Origin of the sequence: Massilia rubra (genome assembly GCF_011682065.1) — a bacterium.
GTDB lineage: Bacteria > Pseudomonadota > Gammaproteobacteria > Burkholderiales > Burkholderiaceae_D > Telluria_A > Telluria_A rubra.
Window position 1 is genome coordinate 448,108 of record NZ_VUYU01000002.1, and the last position, 16,214, is coordinate 464,321.

Annotated in this window: 14 protein-coding genes; 4 read left to right on the top strand and 10 right to left on the bottom strand. The window is 50.4% G+C overall.

What is annotated here, in order from left to right; all coding sequences use genetic code 11:
* Positions 1-525: 525 nt before the first annotated feature.
* The 10 genes from F0185_RS04650 to F0185_RS04695 all read right to left on the bottom strand — a co-directional run bounded on the left by F0185_RS04650 (position 526) and on the right by F0185_RS04695 (position 13,512).
* On the bottom strand, positions 526-2,214 hold the full coding sequence (locus F0185_RS04650; protein WP_167222018.1) for a UvrD-helicase domain-containing protein: 1,689 nt from the start codon (positions 2,212-2,214) through the stop codon (positions 526-528).
* On the bottom strand, positions 2,211-4,244 hold the full coding sequence (locus tag F0185_RS04655; RefSeq protein WP_167222020.1) for an ATP-dependent nuclease: 2,034 nt from the start codon (positions 4,242-4,244) through the stop codon (positions 2,211-2,213). The genes F0185_RS04650 and F0185_RS04655 overlap by 4 nt, the downstream gene beginning before the upstream one ends.
* Positions 4,245-4,304: 60 nt before the next feature.
* Entirely contained in the window at positions 4,305-5,513 is a 1,209-nt protein-coding gene (locus F0185_RS04660) for a reverse transcriptase family protein (protein ID WP_167222022.1), read from the bottom strand.
* 163 nt (positions 5,514-5,676) lie between these two features.
* Positions 5,677-6,912, bottom strand: coding sequence for a phosphoribosyltransferase-like protein (locus F0185_RS04665; RefSeq protein WP_167222024.1), 1,236 nt, complete (start codon positions 6,910-6,912; stop codon positions 5,677-5,679).
* Between the two features lie 9 nt (positions 6,913-6,921).
* The gene (locus tag F0185_RS04670; protein ID WP_167222026.1) at positions 6,922-7,128 is read right to left on the bottom strand and encodes a DUF6471 domain-containing protein; all 207 of its coding nucleotides are present in this window, start codon (positions 7,126-7,128) and stop codon (positions 6,922-6,924) included.
* Between the two features lie 133 nt (positions 7,129-7,261).
* A complete protein-coding gene (locus F0185_RS04675) occupies positions 7,262-7,489 on the bottom strand; it encodes a hypothetical protein (RefSeq protein ID WP_167222028.1) in 228 nt (75 codons plus the stop codon).
* Positions 7,490-8,067: 578 nt separating this feature from the next.
* Positions 8,068-8,562 (bottom strand): hypothetical protein, encoded by a 495-nt coding sequence (locus F0185_RS04680; RefSeq protein WP_167222030.1) that lies wholly within the window; start codon positions 8,560-8,562, stop codon positions 8,068-8,070.
* Positions 8,559-10,880, bottom strand: coding sequence for a hypothetical protein (locus tag F0185_RS04685; RefSeq protein WP_167222032.1), 2,322 nt, complete (start codon positions 10,878-10,880; stop codon positions 8,559-8,561). The genes F0185_RS04680 and F0185_RS04685 overlap by 4 nt, the downstream gene beginning before the upstream one ends.
* Complete coding sequence (locus tag F0185_RS04690; RefSeq protein WP_167222034.1) at positions 10,877-12,412, bottom strand: tyrosine-type recombinase/integrase; 1,536 nt, start codon at positions 12,410-12,412, stop codon at positions 10,877-10,879. The genes F0185_RS04685 and F0185_RS04690 overlap by 4 nt, the downstream gene beginning before the upstream one ends.
* Positions 12,412-13,512, bottom strand: coding sequence for a tyrosine-type recombinase/integrase (locus F0185_RS04695; RefSeq protein ID WP_229476724.1), 1,101 nt, complete (start codon positions 13,510-13,512; stop codon positions 12,412-12,414). Before F0185_RS04695 ends, F0185_RS04690 begins: the two co-directional genes overlap by 1 nt.
* Positions 13,513-13,947: 435 nt before the next feature.
* On the opposite strand from F0185_RS04695, the gene F0185_RS04700 reads away from it, so the two are divergent.
* The 4 genes from F0185_RS04700 (at position 13,948) to F0185_RS04715 (ending at position 16,205) form a co-directional block, all read left to right on the top strand.
* Positions 13,948-14,232, top strand: a complete 285-nt coding sequence (locus F0185_RS04700; RefSeq protein WP_167222038.1) for a gamma-glutamylcyclotransferase family protein — start codon at positions 13,948-13,950, stop codon at positions 14,230-14,232.
* A gap of 29 nt (positions 14,233-14,261) precedes the next feature.
* Positions 14,262-14,648, top strand: coding sequence for a hypothetical protein (locus F0185_RS04705; protein WP_167222040.1), 387 nt, complete (start codon positions 14,262-14,264; stop codon positions 14,646-14,648).
* A gap of 220 nt (positions 14,649-14,868) precedes the next feature.
* Complete coding sequence (locus F0185_RS04710) at positions 14,869-15,570, top strand: HupE/UreJ family protein (RefSeq protein ID WP_167222042.1); 702 nt, start codon at positions 14,869-14,871, stop codon at positions 15,568-15,570.
* An 8-nt stretch (positions 15,571-15,578) separates the two neighbouring features.
* Positions 15,579-16,205, top strand: a complete 627-nt coding sequence (locus F0185_RS04715) for a hypothetical protein (protein ID WP_167222044.1) — start codon at positions 15,579-15,581, stop codon at positions 16,203-16,205.
* Positions 16,206-16,214 lie beyond the last annotated feature (9 nt).

Below are 16,214 nucleotides of genomic sequence, written 5' to 3' on the forward strand. Positions count from 1 at the left end.
TGGGAGGAAAATCCTCGACTATTCTTTCTTGCAAATGAATAAGTGTGAGTAAGGATGAAGCTAGCAACGGCCTCGTCGGCCGAAGGTGCTATCATTAATACGGTGTTGTGGCACATTCCCCGTGATTCGAGGTTGAGTCTGACTGGGTAGTTCCTCACTTTCATCGACATCGTCCTGCATTTGACGCTCGGCCAGGGCCATAAGATACTCGCTATGTAGCGTTCTCGCAGGCTGAGAGGAGAAAGGGTATGGCGAGGGTCTTGCTATGGTTTAGATTATCCATGCCACAGCGCCTCATGCTGAAATAGTCTTCGCAACCGGCTAAGGGGCGCTCCCAGACGGCCAAGAACATTCTTGAGCTCGCGCGCTCCGATTGCAAAATCATCGTAGATGATCTTAGTTATTTCGACGAATCGCCATTTCAGGATGGCCTATCTCCTTCGCTTAAATTATGGATCCGGAGTGCCTACAATGGTCGTGGCGATTCGGAAGTAAAATTCGACCTAACGCAAACTGCAGCAGCGCTCACGCTGGAAGGTCGGTAATTTTAAATCTTTTCTCGAGCTTCTTCCTGGCTTCAGGAGCGAGCTCGGGAACACTTATGAACAAGCGATTTCTGGCCCGACTAATGCCTACGTACAGAATGCGATGCCCCTCGTTCTTCAGCAAGTCAGGCTTTAGCAACAGGCCAATCTCGTCGACACTCGATGTTAACAGGAGCACGTTCTCAAATTCATCACCCTTCGACTTGTGCATTGTTCGGTTAATACCGGTTTCCTCCGTCTGCTTCACGCAAGCAGAAAAATCCGCAAAACTATATTTTTCGTAGAAAAGCTTAGGCCTCCCAGCAGCAAACCCCTGCATCTTAAACTTGTACTTCGCATTCAAGAACGTTGCGAAATTTGACATCGCGCCTGTACTGTAATGAGGGAGATTCGTAAGTAGACTCATCAAGATTTCTACTTTTTTATTTTCTGCAACTTCGTCGTCGTAGAGATGCTTGAGCGCTTTGAGCATTTCTCGGAGCCCAGCTGAAAAATTCGCATCGCGCGCTAGTACGACTGCTTTCACGCAACTAATCAGAATCTCGCGTCTTGTCCAGTTTGAGTCGTGAGAAATTGCCTGCGCAAACAAATTTAAAGGATGCATTGGCGCTATGCCTTCATTCTTCACAAGCTGAACCGTTTCATTTCGTCTAGATAAGGTTACGGTCTCTTCACCTTGACATTTAGCTGCGACATTATTGATAGCGAGACGCATGTCTCCTACAAGAATTTCAGGCAACCCACTGGAGAAATTGCGAAACGGTATTTGGACAATATCTTTTCGAACTGAATTCAGCGCATCAATAATTTCATTGGAGCTTCTTCGATTCTGTCGCATAACATATTCAACGATACCAGGCGCAGCAAAGCTCTTGAAATCGGTAGGACTTGCGCCATTAAATCCATAGATAGACTGAGCCAAATCGCCGATAATCCCAACGTACGAACCCTCTACTGCTATTAGCCGGAAAATCTCTACCTGTAATGAGTTGCTGTCTTGGAATTCATCAACAAAGAAATATGGGAATTTAGAGGCGACGGCAGTTACTAGAAAGGGAAAACGGGTGAACAGCAGGTATGAGAAATACATGATGTCGTCGTGATGGATGACACCTCTAGCCCAAGCCATTTTTTTGTATAGGACTAGGGAATTGTTTCGAACTTGCGCTTGACCCGGCCTTCTGCGTCGTACCTTCAGTTCAACCTCACCTTTAGGGTTTAGTATCCAAATTATCACACTCAAAACTCCGACTATCGCCTCATGGTCGCGTAGATAATTCTGCTTGGTAGCATTTTTCCAATCGCTCAAAAATTGATAGTCCGAAATGATGGTTTCATCATGGCCGCTAACTCTACCTAAATCAATCTCAAGGTCAGCTGCGATGAAACCCAAATACGGCTTAACGACGTGCTTGTAGAAAAAACTGTGAACCGTGGAGACCTCGGCGCGGGTGGATGCCGCACCAAGACGCCGTACTACAGTATCCGCACCGACATTTGTGTAAGTGATGCAGGCTACTTTCCCAAATCTCTCCAGCTCACTGCCATTGGCAACGACATTGCGAATATGGTTGACTAACCAGTGCGTCTTTCCGGCGCCTGGTCCTGCCACAATTCTAAAATTCACATTGGGGTTAAGCAATCGAAAATCAGAATCAATTTCAATCACGTGTGCGCCCAGTCAATTGCATCTCTGATGTAGTCAGGAACGAGGAACGCCTTCTTTTCAGCTATGGGTGCGGACAGATTGCGCAGTAAAGAATTCGCTAATTGAATGGCGTTCTCGCCCTTACCGACTGCATTTAGATACCTAGAAGCCACGATAGCGACGCGCTTTTCATCGTCTGTCCAGTTGTGAGCCAATAGAATCGCGGAAGCAATTCGTTTGGTCTCTTTACCCTTATGGAATTCAGCCGTCATATCGCCAATCGACGACTTGGCGGTTACGTGTTCCATTAACTTCTTTAACTCGTTCAAATTGCTAACTGTCTCGCCCAAAAGCAACTCAAGTGTAGGGTTATACCGAATTAAATCGTACTCAAATGTCTTTCCAAACTTGGCATCTTGAGAAAAATATCTTATTTTCTCATCATTGTTTCTCTGAAGAACTGGATTCTGTCTATACTCTCCAACGTCCAGCACCTCGAACGGATAACATTTCTCATACCCGTCGTCGAATTTCTTCTCCGGGTCTCTGTCGGTTACGCACGCGACAGTCTTTTTGATTGTGTGCAACTCGCCCGGTTTGAAAAGATGCAAAAAATGTTCGAAGTATCTTCCGCCGACGTTTACAACTGCGATTTGGGCATCTTCCAATGGTTTGCCATGATATTGTGCAAAAACAGACATAAGCATCTGTTCGGCCAAGCCTTCAACAAAAATTATACTTCTAGCGAAAAGCATCTCAGATTTTGTGGCATCAAGAAACCGTTGTACATACAGCTTACTTTTCCCATCAGCTGGAAACACTTTACCCGGGTAGGCGACGTTGCAATCGCCATTGATGCTACTTATACAGATAATTTCGTCCAAATCCACTGCAGCTGTAATATGAGCAGAATGGCTAATAATAAAAACCTGCCTTACTTTCTTTTTCTTTCTATTGAGTTTCAAAAATTTAAGGAATTTATACTGCATAGCAGGATGAAGGTGAGCCTCTGGTTCTTCGATAGCTAAAACAGCGAAAATTTTTGAGTTTCCTCCCATGTAATTTACATCCGAATTCATCTGCATTTTCGCAAGCAAAAGAGACATATAAATTAAATTGTTGTATCCTAGACCATTATGAGTCGCGGGAATTTTTATACCTGTACTATGCTCAACAATTAAGCGCAACGCCGAGAATAATTCAACATCCGAAATGGTGCCGTCGAAGTCGGGCTTGGCACCATCGAAGGAGGCACCAGTGCCATGGGCATATTCCAGAATTTGAACCTTACCGCTTTCCATCCGCCCCTTTAGGACTGCCATTAGGTCCGAGGATTTTTGCGCAAAATCTCGGCGAATAACTCGAATTTGCTCTTCTTTTTTTTCCTTCGTATGAATAGCCAAGTCCAGTGACTTGACTTCGTAATCCATAAAGAAATCAAGGACCTCTCGCAGAAGTGCGTTGCGTCCAGTATGCATATCACGTTCAACGTCTCTAATCGCATCCAGGAACTGGAAGTCAAATCCTTTCGTCGCATCGTAATCTGCACCACGCTGCTCTTCTGGAGCTCCCGCTAAGAGTCGATATTTGTAGTGGCGAATGAAATCGTGTTGGATGAAACTCCAAACCTTTATACAGGCATCCTTATCCGCCTCTTCTATATCTTTCACTGCATTAAAATATGACTGATGCTCTGCATCGGGTAGGAAGAATTCGTAAGAAAGTTTAGCCTCAAAAGCCGCGTCAGGTTTTGTAAGCCAGTCTGCAACCATTCGTAAGTCGTCTTTCTCATCCTCGCCACTACTAAACGTGACAGTGATGAGAACTGCTGGCGGATTTGCCTTAAGGTCTTTGATGGGGATATGCTTGTGAAAATCATGCACATCCAACCTTCGTTTCGCAGCTGGGTCTATGACCATTGCGAGCGCTTTTAGTAGATTCGTCTTGCCGGCGTTGTTATGTCCAATCACTACGTTCACGCCATTGCCAAATAAGATTTCCTGATTTTTAAAACTTCGGAAATTCATAATATTTATTTTTGAAATATACATTATTTCCCTAGCGGAATTAAATGAGATTTAGACTATTGTCGGCAAAAGCCGCTCTAGCGATTACCTAAGAATTTTTACGGTTGACTCGATAATTGAATCAAAATCCGCACTATCAAAAATCGGCCAGCTACAAGCGTTAAGCTCCGCATAGCACTTGCTTGCAAAAGCTGCATCTATGGTACCGGCGTACGATATGAGACCAATCAAGTGATTTTTCAGTCCAAGTAAAGACGCGAACTTACGTTTCACGGCGTGTTGTTGTGGGCTGCGAGTTCTGCAGTAAAATAAGTGCATTCTGAGTTTGCTTTTAAATTCAGATGTTAATCGAGGCGTTTTTCCGTCAACGAGCAAACCCAATACAATCATTTTTGAACCAGGGCCACTGATTTTTGTTTTCTCAACATTTGGCTGGTACCCCGCACTTAGAAGTATTCTATATAGCTTTCCGACGACTTCCTTGCACATTTCCTTCCCAAACTGCGTAGATGGTGTCGAAAGCACAATATCGTCTGAGTATCGGGAATATCGCAACTTGTATTTCTCTGCCAATGAACTAATTTCATCATCAATTTCTTTGGCAACTATATTCGCAAGCATTGGACTTGTTGGAGCGCCTTGAGGAAGGTGGCCGAGGGCAAAGGAATTATAGGCCGAAATAGAGTATTTTAACCCTTTTAAACTATTTGGAACCCGTCCATTCGGAGCCAAAGCACGTTCCATTTCAGGAGTGGCAATTCGCGTACAAATTCTCGACAGCTCGAAAGCTAACAACGGCTGATAGCCAGCAGTCTCAAATACTTTGCAAATCTTTGTTTCGAGAATTGATTCAAAAAAATTACGAATATCAACTTTAACCAGCCATTTCGCTTGGTTATGCAAGCAAGCCGCTTTATATGCAGACCCTTCCTTGATATATGCAAACGCAGCGTTGTGCACAGCAATATTTTTCAGAATATTGGTATTTATCCAGCGTTGCGTTTTTAACAGGAGTGGATGCGGTGCCGCGATCCACCTATATTGTATTGTTGCACTTGGAGCACGTTTTTGAATTCGAAACACTGAGTATTGCTCATCTACTTTACCCCTGGCTACCGTATTTCTAAGATACTTATATGGTACACCGGTCTCATGTGCGAGGTGAGAGAGCGTAAACAGAGGGGGAAGCAATGGATTAATAGACCGAATTGCGTTTGCAATTGCTAAGGCCGCGTCGACTGGGGCATCCGGGGGAGCATCGACTTCAAAGAGCTGAGATTGCCAGTGTGTCATTCATTTACACTTGTTGACATTCATGGAGGGTTTGAGACTCGCTCATGAGCAAGACATCCACAGCGAAGCCTCTGAGCGAGGCTCAAAGGTTCCGTAAAGCGTGAGTTTCTTTTAAGGGACGCGGGAATCCGGTCCCCTGCCTGCCGAACAGCACAGGCGGTGACTAAATGGATGTAGACGGCAACCTCAGCTGCTTTGGATAATAGTACGATTTCTCTACTTTAGGAAGGGTCTCCTTGTCACTTTTGGCAATAATTGATGCCAACGTGCCTATTCCAAGGTCAGTCAGACGCTTGCTCGCAGTCACGAGCTGCTGAACTATCCCAATCTTAAGCAAGTCATCAACTTCGAATAAAGGCAGTTTCGTACCGGCGCAGAGCGCCTCCGGTGTGTGCATTCCCTTGCGAATAGCACACATTAGAACCACTAGTTTTTTCCCGCTATCTGGGTACGCCAAGAAGGATTTTTTTCGTCCAAGGTCTATGTAGCCAAGCCCGTCAAGTACGTCGCCGTACTCCAGGCCAGCAAATTTTGGCCGAAGCTCATCAAAACCGATACTTCCAACACGACCAGGGAACAACGCCTTCCAGTCCTTGAGCGACTCAAAAAAAATTCGAGGAACATTGTTTGGACAGCCATGGCGAAAGACAATCAGCGCCCCTGTGTTTTTATAACCGAGCGGCTCACCAGTGCCACGATAGTATTTTTTGCACAAGTTAGGTATTCTGTCATCAAGCCAAAATGTGTTGTCGATTGTGGGGCACTCTATCGCCTTGACGATTTCCGCTCCACAAGCATGAGACTTGACACGCATCTCACCTGCGGAAGTGGTCGCGTACGCAATAACGGTGAATTTGATAAGCCCTTTTGAATGCCAACTTTTGACACTACGCACTCGCCAAGCGGACTCTAGAAAGTTCCAGATTCTGTCGCCACTTCCGATTAGGTCCGTAACTACGAAAATCTGTCTAATTTTCGCTTTTCGAAATAGGTTGGGCGAGGGATTCGTCTCGAAATGCAGGTCTTTGATTCGTGCCAACTGGCCAGTTATGGATGCCATTAGCCCTTCACTGCCAACATCGCTCTTGTCACCGCGCGCGGAGTGGAGCACGGCTGGGCTCGGACCGCATGCCCTTAGGGCATATTTTCGACGCCCTTTGACCGGCACTTTCTCCTCTTTAAATAGGCGACACGGACCGCCACCACTGCTTTTTTTCACCTCCCGCTCGACAAACACAGCAGTCCTTTCGCAAGTTTGCTCGTGACGGTGCTTGATGAGCCGTTCCATGACTCTAGCGAACTCATCGTGGGACACAGTGTGGACCGCCGCTAACAGTTCTTGAGCGACGTATTGCTCGCTTTCGTCAAACTGGGAAATCCACTCTTTTTTTGTGGTCATCTTAGCGCGCTAATCGAGGGCAATTTGGATGTTCGGGCGACCAATGACTTTCATGCACTGAAGAAAAAAGGCAAAACTTAAGCTTCCGCGAGAAAGTTTGTTGGTAATGGCGCCAGGGCTTTCATCAATTCCTAGGTCTAGCAGGAGCTTAGAAAACTTTTTATAGTCAATATCTTTGCGCGCGAGTTCTCCTTTAAGGATACGACGCGCCTCCATTCTTCAATCAGACATTTGGTGTGGCCAACCTGAAATTGAAGCTTAATCATCTCCTACCCAAACAGAGCACGCCATGTATATGTCATAATGACATATAAAAGTCACGAACGCGACTGGTAAGTTTTGCTCAAGCCTAGGCTGTGTTGAGCGTCTCATCGAACATCATGCGCGGCTCGCCACCGAGCACCTCACTGGCTTTGTCAAAAGGGACCCAGCGGTAGTACCCCAGTTCGTGCGTCAGCGCTGTGATACTGAAGTCCGTTCCGGCCAGCTTTGCCTGTTGCTGCTCGACTAGCGCGCGTATCTGCCCCAGCAATTCAGGGTCAATGTCGGTGGCGGCGAGTGCGTCGAGCGGGTTCATGCTCTGCAGTCTACTAGGCCCGCCCAGGCTTACAAGCGCAACTGTTTATGTCTGTCCTCACAAGCGCCACTGCACCGGTGCTGACGCACACAGGCGCTGCCAGTCCAGAAACCTACGAGAGGGAAGCATCCCAGGAGGACACTAAAGTGAAGCTAAACCGCCGGTTGCGATAGAGGCGGTTCAACATCAATCCCCCAATTTAGCATTTAATGTGCAATTAGATGATTTATATTTAATATGGGAATAAAAACACTTGACATCAGTTTAGAAGCGCGGACGGCAGTGTGAATTTTTGCTTCCACTGCTCGCCTTGTCCGTTCTGACCACGTTGTTTCAAGACTTCGCCGCCCGACTACGCTCGACAGAATTTCTCAACGACGCACGCCATTCCGATCGACGAGTTCCTGCCCCGGCATTGCGCCGGGCAGCTGGCCACTGCCTGAAAAACACGCCGCTTCCCAGCTGTGTGACGCCATCATCAGGCAAGACGGCGCTCAAATCAACCGGGTGCTAAGCGGACGCTTACCGTCTTTGAGCCCCGTCCGCTTTGCTTCTTCGTGCAGGAATTTGACGCAATTCTACTTTCTTGTATTTTTGGGTGATGACTTTGTTGTCAAGGCGTCTTGCATTTGAGCCACGCTTTCGGGTATTGCACCCAAATCACTCAGTTTTCGCCGCACGTCTTGATACTTCTCAAAAAACTGTGCCCATCGGCTGAATCCTCCCATCGCTCCAACAGCACGCAGTAAGGCGACATGCGAGGTCGTCAGAATTTGAACGTAGGATTCAAGTTCGGCGATACGTTGATCTTTCTTTGCGAGTGCTGTGGCCGTATCGGCGGCAGACTGCTTTCCGATGCGGCCTCGCCATGCCCGGTACTCATGTTGGCGCTTTTGAAAATCGGCCAAAAGCGCCGCGCGAGATTCGCTGCGCGTGATCGATGATGCAGCTTTGATCGAAGGATGCAAGCGTGCGACGGCACGTGCGGTGATGTCCTGGTCGTTGGTCAGCAAGGTCTCGAGAATTCCTCGCATTTTGGCGTCTTGTTCTGGCATGTCTTTTTCCTCGTTCATTCGCCCAGCACATCACGCGTTCGCGGAATAGACAGATCCACTCCGTCCGGGAAGGCGTGTTCACCATTGGGTGTGTCAAGAAGCCTTTGTACTCCGGCTAATCTCTCCTCAGCATGCTGAAGCTGATTTTTCCACCCAATACTCATGGATGGTCGCGTTCGTATTGTCTCTATCGCCGCTTTGAATTTACCCTCAAGCCGAATTAAATTTACTTTATTTTCCGGCAGACCGGTTGCGGAAAGATGCCGGCAATTCGCGAAGCATTCAAGATGCTTAGGACAGGGGTCCACAGTGAAGGAATTTAAACAATGACCGTAAGGCGTCGCATGAAATCCGTCGGCCTCCACGCGCAGATATTCGTACGCTGCCGCATCGCCGTCCTTGGCTTGAATCCGGACGAATGCATCAACAATAGGGCCACTGGCCTTACCTCCCTTGATCATCTTGGCCACGGTCGCGGCCTTTTCTCCAAGCATCAATTCCACCTCTTCGGGAATCGAAATCTGTTCAAGTTCTTCAGCGAGGCTGCGATGGTCATACTCGTAGCTCTGTGCGACACTGCGGCGGTTATAGCGTTTCGAGATAATCGTATCGGCTACGCCAAGCCTGAAAAGCTCTGTATTCTGCAAGTGTCTCAGCATGTGGGACTCTAGCCGCAATTCTTGGTCTTGCTTAGTTGCGCCGTAACGCTCGAATAGGGACGGAATCTTGTCGTGATCACCCAACCCTATGCCCACCAAGCGCGAGTCAGGTCGACTTATCGAGAAATAGCGGGTAACGTCGCAGATTCCATCATTACGTTCCTCGGCGAGCGACCGTTTTGGATGCAAGAACAGTAGCTGCCACGGCTGAACGACGCCTGAATCGGCGTTCATCGCTAAACGATCGGGCAGCTTGGACGGAGTCGTTTTTTGTATGTGGTCCTCTAGTTCTCCGACATTTAGAAATGTATCGCTCCAGGACATTCGTGCGCCGTCATGGATTGGAATGCCCGTTGAAGTGCGAAAGCGTAGCTTCGTTTCGCCCGCGCGCATCTGCTTTTGCAGGCGATTGCCGAACACGTAAATTGCCATATCGAGCTTGCGAACAGATCCGAGGTACTTCTCAGTCTGGAATTTGTGTAGGTCGCGTAATATAGCAGGGTCAAAGTCCTTGCGGTATTCGTTGATAAAGTAATCGCGCTCTATGTCAAGCCAAAATGGATTGCCGCTAAGGCGTGTATAGATGTCTGTAAATGCAACGGTTTCGTTCTCACGAAACCAAGGTAACAGTCGACCAGTCTCGCATTGTAGTTTCAACGTTTCCCGAAGTGGGGCAGTAATATAAGCGGCCCTTTCCAGGGTCTCAGTCAAGAGCGCGCGGAACATCTCCGGCACTGGCTGGGTGTTCTCCCGTAATACGCGGCTGTCCGATTCTTCTTCCTGCTGCTTCTCCGCGAAGTGCCGAAGCATAAGTGCGCTGGAAAATCCCCCGACCTTTCCCGCAGCTTGGCCCTTCGCATCGACATAAGTTCTTTCGCGCTTCCAATCAATCGGCAGCAAAGTAGCCTCACCGGCCCGCAACCCGGTGATGATCATCGTCCGAGTAGCAGCGAACCGAAGCTCATCCATGAATGATTTTGGATGCTCTGTCATAACGATGCGCACTAGCTCCCAAAAGGCTCGACGGGATGGGAGCCGTTCGACGCGCTTGCGCTCTTCCAATTTTGAACGCAGTTCGTCTTCGGACATGGTCTGTCGGGACCTGACACTGGTTACTTGAACTCTTTGAACGCCAAGCAACCCATACATTTGGCCCGCATCGCAAATATGGTTCGTGTCCAAAATGACCTTGACCAATCCGGCAAGAACGTCGCCAAGCTTACCCGATGCTTGTACTGCCTTTGCGGTGCGAATGGCATGTTGAAGATCGTCCAATGTAAGTTCCCACGGGTCGCTGTCCACGCATGTGCCCATGACGCGGAGCGGGCGCGCGATGCTCTGATAGACGTACCCAGTAGAGTTCCGTTTCACAAGCAATTGGTTGATGACTGCCGCTTTGATGAAGTCTTGCCAAGCGGGCGAAAGGGCGCGCTGTTGTAGGGGGGCGAGGTCGCTTGCTGCGCGCTCGGCATTGATGAAACTAAGCGTTTTTGAATCCGTGCCAAGATCGCGCAAGTAATACGCCGGTGGGGGGACATCTCCCACGCATGCTGTCAAGTTCCAACCCGCATCGTCAGCAGCATAGCCGACGCTGTCAATAGCGAAGCTCCAAATTAGCCCCCTGCTAAGCGCTAACGATTTTCCCAGTTCGATGAAAGATTTATAGTGTGAATTCATGCTCCACCACCTTCAAGTTCGGCGATGACTGTTTGAATTTCGCTTATGGTTCGTTGTAATTGCATGTAGGTTGGCGACTTCGAATCCGCCCGCGAGCTTCGCTCAAAAAAAAGTACAACTTCCCTCATATCACCCAAGACCTTGCTATGTAGGCCCTTGTCGGTGACAGGCATGAATTTGCGGCATCCGTAGCATGATGTGACTGGATTATATGGACACGATGGCTGTCCTGACGTGCATCCGCCAATACCCGAGATCGGGATTCCGTGCGGGACTGCCGCGATTTGTTGCTCATCTTTTAGTACGGCTAGCTCTTCGGAGGCAATGAACCGGTCATGGGCAATTTTTGCGACGCGACGATAGACTTCTGAAGCCCCCAATGCCCGGTTGACTCGTTCGGCATGCGAGGCAGATGTAGCGTAATAGATCAGTCCGGTGTTTGTCTGGGCATGCCCCATATACTCCGCCAGTTCCTCATGGCTGGCGCCGGCATCGACTAAGCGTTGAGCTGCCGTATGGCGCAGATCCGTGGCAGTTCCAAGATCGTCGGAGCCGATCAGCATGCGAACGCGCGAGGAAATTCGCTGGCTCACTTCTAGCGCCGATTTTACCTGGAAGAACTTCTCTGAGCCATCTTCTGCGACTTTGTCAAAGTGCGACTTCAGACTAACAAATATTGGTACCCATTCGCGCTTGACTCGCCGTGTTAATGGGACGCGGTGTTTTTTTCCACGCTGCTTTGCCATGTGGAAGGTTAAGTGTACAGTCGGATCATCGTCAATCCCATCGTGCCAGATCCGTACATGCCTTGCATCTAATATGCCAATTTGTACAGGGCGCATCGCAAACTGATACGCACACAGGACCATCCCAGCATCAGCCACGGCGGGGTAGGGGACCAGTTCGCCCGTCCGCAGGCGAGTAACCATTTCGTCAAGATGCCGCACAATTGCAGCTTCTTCATCAGGAGATAGAAAAACGTCGCCCGCGCGAACCGCCGCGTATTTGTCGACCGCTGGAAGGGGGAGTGTGGTGCGTAGGAAGGTGCGGTATTCATGTGACCATCCATTCCAGCGATAGGTGCATAGCAAATGCAGAATGTGCTTTGCAAGCATATAGCTCTCGGTCGTTAGTTCGCGCGCGCGCCATTCAGCCCATAATAGTCCGACTTCATGTGGACCGGTTCGCAGCAGCGAAATGAGATCGCGGTCAAATAGATGAGGCAAACCGGAGAAATATCCTGTAACCGTTTTAGCGCTTAGGTCCTGTTCAAACATCAGTGCTAGGGTGTGTTTCAGTATTAGCCCGCAATGAGGATCACGCTTTCCGAAGTCAATCTTTGAGCTTCGACCGTGAGAAAAAAGTTCGAAGACATTTTCTACGGTCGGAGCACGAATTGATCGTGTAGTGTCGTCGAATTCATCGTAATATCTGAGGATGGAGGGCAGCGGTTGCAGGCTCGCGCAGAATCGGGCCAAGGTATCTTGATCGGATCCTGGCGCGTACTGTTCAGTAGATTGTTGTTTTCGCATTAGCGTTCCTTAGGAATCGCGCGTAGAAGTGAGACTCGGTCATCAAATGCATTATTCCAAACGCCCGCAAGCCGGTCTTCAAAAACAGCCCGAGCATAGCGAGATGGCATAGTGGATTGCCGCGACCAACCGAAGAATGTTCTCATTTTTTGCAATGCCTCGTCCATGGAGTCTCCATGCTGGAGTAACTGGTGGAGACGAACCACAGCGCAGGTGTGACGAAGATCATGCGGGGTAACGGTCGTCTTGCCTGTACGGGACTCTAACTCCCTGACCACATGAGCTGGTAGTTTATTCGATATTACGGAAAATGCTTTCGTGAGCGCCTCGGTTGAGAGCGGCACGTTGGACTTGGAATTCAGTAAAAATGAGTGCTGGGGGCGGCCCCGATAATTGCCGGCATATAATTCGATGATTCGTGCCGTCGTTTCGCTGGTCGGAATTTGCCTGATCGAATCCTTGGTTTTAATGCTTGGTTTGGAGTAGCGAGGATCTTGGGCTGAGCTTTCGTAGTCGTTTTCGCGGATGTTGATCCAGCACCTATCACGTCCTAGTTTCGGGTCAAACGCGCTCTTAATTGCATCAACGGGAAGTAACAGCGCTTCACCGCGCCGCAAGCCTTGGTGGAGCATAAGAATAAATGCCACGTACACGCGCCAGCGCGTCTGAACGCGAGGGAATGGATTATCTTTGGATTCGGGATCTAGGATCTGATACAAGACTTCAACGGTAGACGCCGGCAGAGAGCGGATCATTTCAGGCATGTTTCGCTTCTTTACGCGGAACTGGCTGTAAAGAACTGAAAGTTGATGAAGTCGGCTCTCGATATGGCTCAATGTCTTGTGGGTGTCACTTTTCGCAATCCACGCGACGATCGAGGTGACGAAACTGAGTCCTACTTGCCAACGCGTCTCGTCAGACTCAGTCGTTGCGGGTTGGTTACGAATCGAGATGAACCAAGATTCCAGGATCTCCGCCAGGTCGCCGTCGTTCAGGGTGCCAAGGGCGTCGTCAAGCGCACCGTGACCACGCAGCTCGTCGCCATGCTGGTACAGGTTGTCGATGTAGCGGAGCTTTTTTATGTGCGTCGAGTCTGCCAAAGCTCCTGTGACTGCCGCTGACCAGACGACCGCCCAATAGCGCGGCAGCCCACAGCTGTCAACTAGGACTGGGGCCGAGAGGCTAGGAGGAACCAGTGGACCCTCAAGTTGAGTGATCATCGCGTTGTAGAGTTAACGGCAACACATAAACATACCATTTATCGTCTTGCTGTTGTGGCACTAAATCAAGGAAACGCAACATGCTGTAAACTACCAGTCCTTCGCATAATCTATATTATGTTAAATAAAGGGTGATGGTAACGCTATCTTCGGCTCAACTGTCCGAGTGCTCAGCAATGACCGGGGCGGTATTTTGATGTCAGCGCTGCAGAGTGCGAGCGCCGGGTGTCGCCCAGCGCTTGCGGCAGTGGGAACGTTCCTCGGTCCAGTCCTTAGCTTGCCGAGCTCATCGATAATCCAGCTTCCAGGCAGCGTGTGTACAATCCGGTGCTTGTTCCACATTTTGGCTTTGTGCAGTCCATGGTGAAAATGGACGATCTGGAGGTCGTCGCCACAAGCGGTAAAACGCACCATCCGATCGTCCGGCGTAGTGAGAATGCAGAAGACCGGGTGCAAGGAACAGCGTTTGACGTCACTGACGCCGAGCTCGGCCGCGCTGACGCGTATGAAGTCGATGCCTGTCAGCGCGTGTTGGCATTGTTGGCTTCAGGGAGGCAAGCTTGGGTGTACGTGGATGCCCGGATGGCTTCTCTTACCTGATTTTCGGGACTGAAGATGTTGGATATTGAATGGATATGATCGATGAAATCGTCAGTGTGGACGGCCGTTTTCGGGCCGAGTTTGTCAGGCGTGACGACGGCACGTACGGTTATATCTCATTCATCAATTCAAACAACGCAGCCAGCCCCGCATGGAAACAGGATGGGCGCGCCGTATCACGCTTTGAATCGCGCGACATCGCGCTATTTGACGCCAAGGGACGCCTGGCCTGGCTGAAGAAAGAAACGGATTGGCCGGCCAAAGACCATGAACCGGTGGCGGGCAGCCAATACACGCCCGGCTGGATAAAATGTCCGTTTTGTGGCCTCCAGTTCTATCTTCTGGACCTGGATCGATGGGGCGGCAGCCGGCATCTCACCTGCGGGCAGAGAATCATCGACACGGCGCAAAGCTGATTGACGTTTGGCGCCGCCAGAGGGAGTACTACACGATTGCGATCGATTGACGGCTTAAGCGGAACAGGTCATAACTGGCCGCAAACCCCGCGATTTAAATCGACAATATTTCGGGTAATGTCGATTTAAAGATCGAGCATATTGCTTTTGCCTTACCCAAGCAACGCCGGCAATCGGCGATAATCACGCCTCGTCAACCGGACATCAGGAGAAAACTGCAATGTCGTTCAATGATCGGGCCAAGCGCGCCCGTGCGTGCCTGCTCGGCATGGCGCTTTGCCTGCTGACGGCCGGCGCCCTTGCCCATGGCGTTTCCGAGTCGGACCAGGGTTTCCTGCAAGGTGCGACCGGTGTGCACTTCCTGCCCTATCTGTACCTGGGCGCCAAGCATATGGTGACCGGCTACGACCACCTGCTGTTCCTGTGCGGCGTGATCTTCTTCCTGTACCGGATGAAGGAGATTGGCCTCTACGTGACCCTGTTTGCGCTCGGCCACAGCACCACCCTGCTGCTCGGGGTGCTCAATGGCTGGCATATCAACGCCTACCTGGTCGACGCCATCATCGGCCTGTCGATCGTCTACCGCGCCTTCGACAACCTGGGCGGCTTCAACAGCGTGGTCGGTGTCCAGCCGAACAAAAAGGCGGCTGTCCTGATTTTCGGCTTCTTCCACGGCCTGGGACTGGCCACGAAATTGCAGGATTTCTCGCTCTCGCCCGATGGCCTGGTCCCGAACATGATCGCCTTCAACCTTGGCGTCGAACTCGGCCAGCTGCTCGCGCTCGGCATGATCCTGATCGTCATGCGCTACTGGCGCAGCACCGCCAGCTTTGCGCGGCATGCCCTCACCAGCAACTTTGCGCTCATGAGCGCCGGTTTCGTCCTGGCCGGCTATCAATTCACCGGCTTTCTCAGTCAATAGGAAACACCATGTCTCTGCCTCCATCGAACGCAGCCGTCGTCGCGCCTAAAAAGGAACTCTTGCGCGGCTGCCTGGTCGCCGCCGCGGTCGCCGCCGTGCTGCTCGTCGTTGCCGTCTTGCCCGCCGAGTACGGGATCGACCCGACCGGCGCGGGCAAGGCACTCGGATTGACCAAATTGCACAGCGCCGCCGCGCCTGCGGCCGAGCCGGTCAAGCCCGCCGCCACGATCACAGCGGCGAAAGGATCGACCGTATCGGCGCCCGGCGAAGTGCGCGCCATCACCATCGCATCGAAGCAAACCGTCGCCTACCGCGCCGACACGCAGGAAATCACCCTGGCACCCGGTAAGGGTGTGGAGGTGAAAACCCATCTGGCGAAAGGCTCTGCCCTGATGTTTTCGTGGAAGACGACCAAGGGCGAAGTGCTCAACCATGATTTTCATGGCGAACCGGTCAACGCCAAGGGCGACGAATTCGAGAGTTTCATCCTGGAAGACGATGTCAGCCACTCCAGCGGCGTGCTGATTGCTCCTTTCACCGGCGTGCATGGCTGGTATTGGAAGAACCTGAACGATGAACCGGTCACCGTGGTGCTGCAGGCGGGCGGATTTTATACCGATATTTTCAAGAAATAGTGTGGCGTC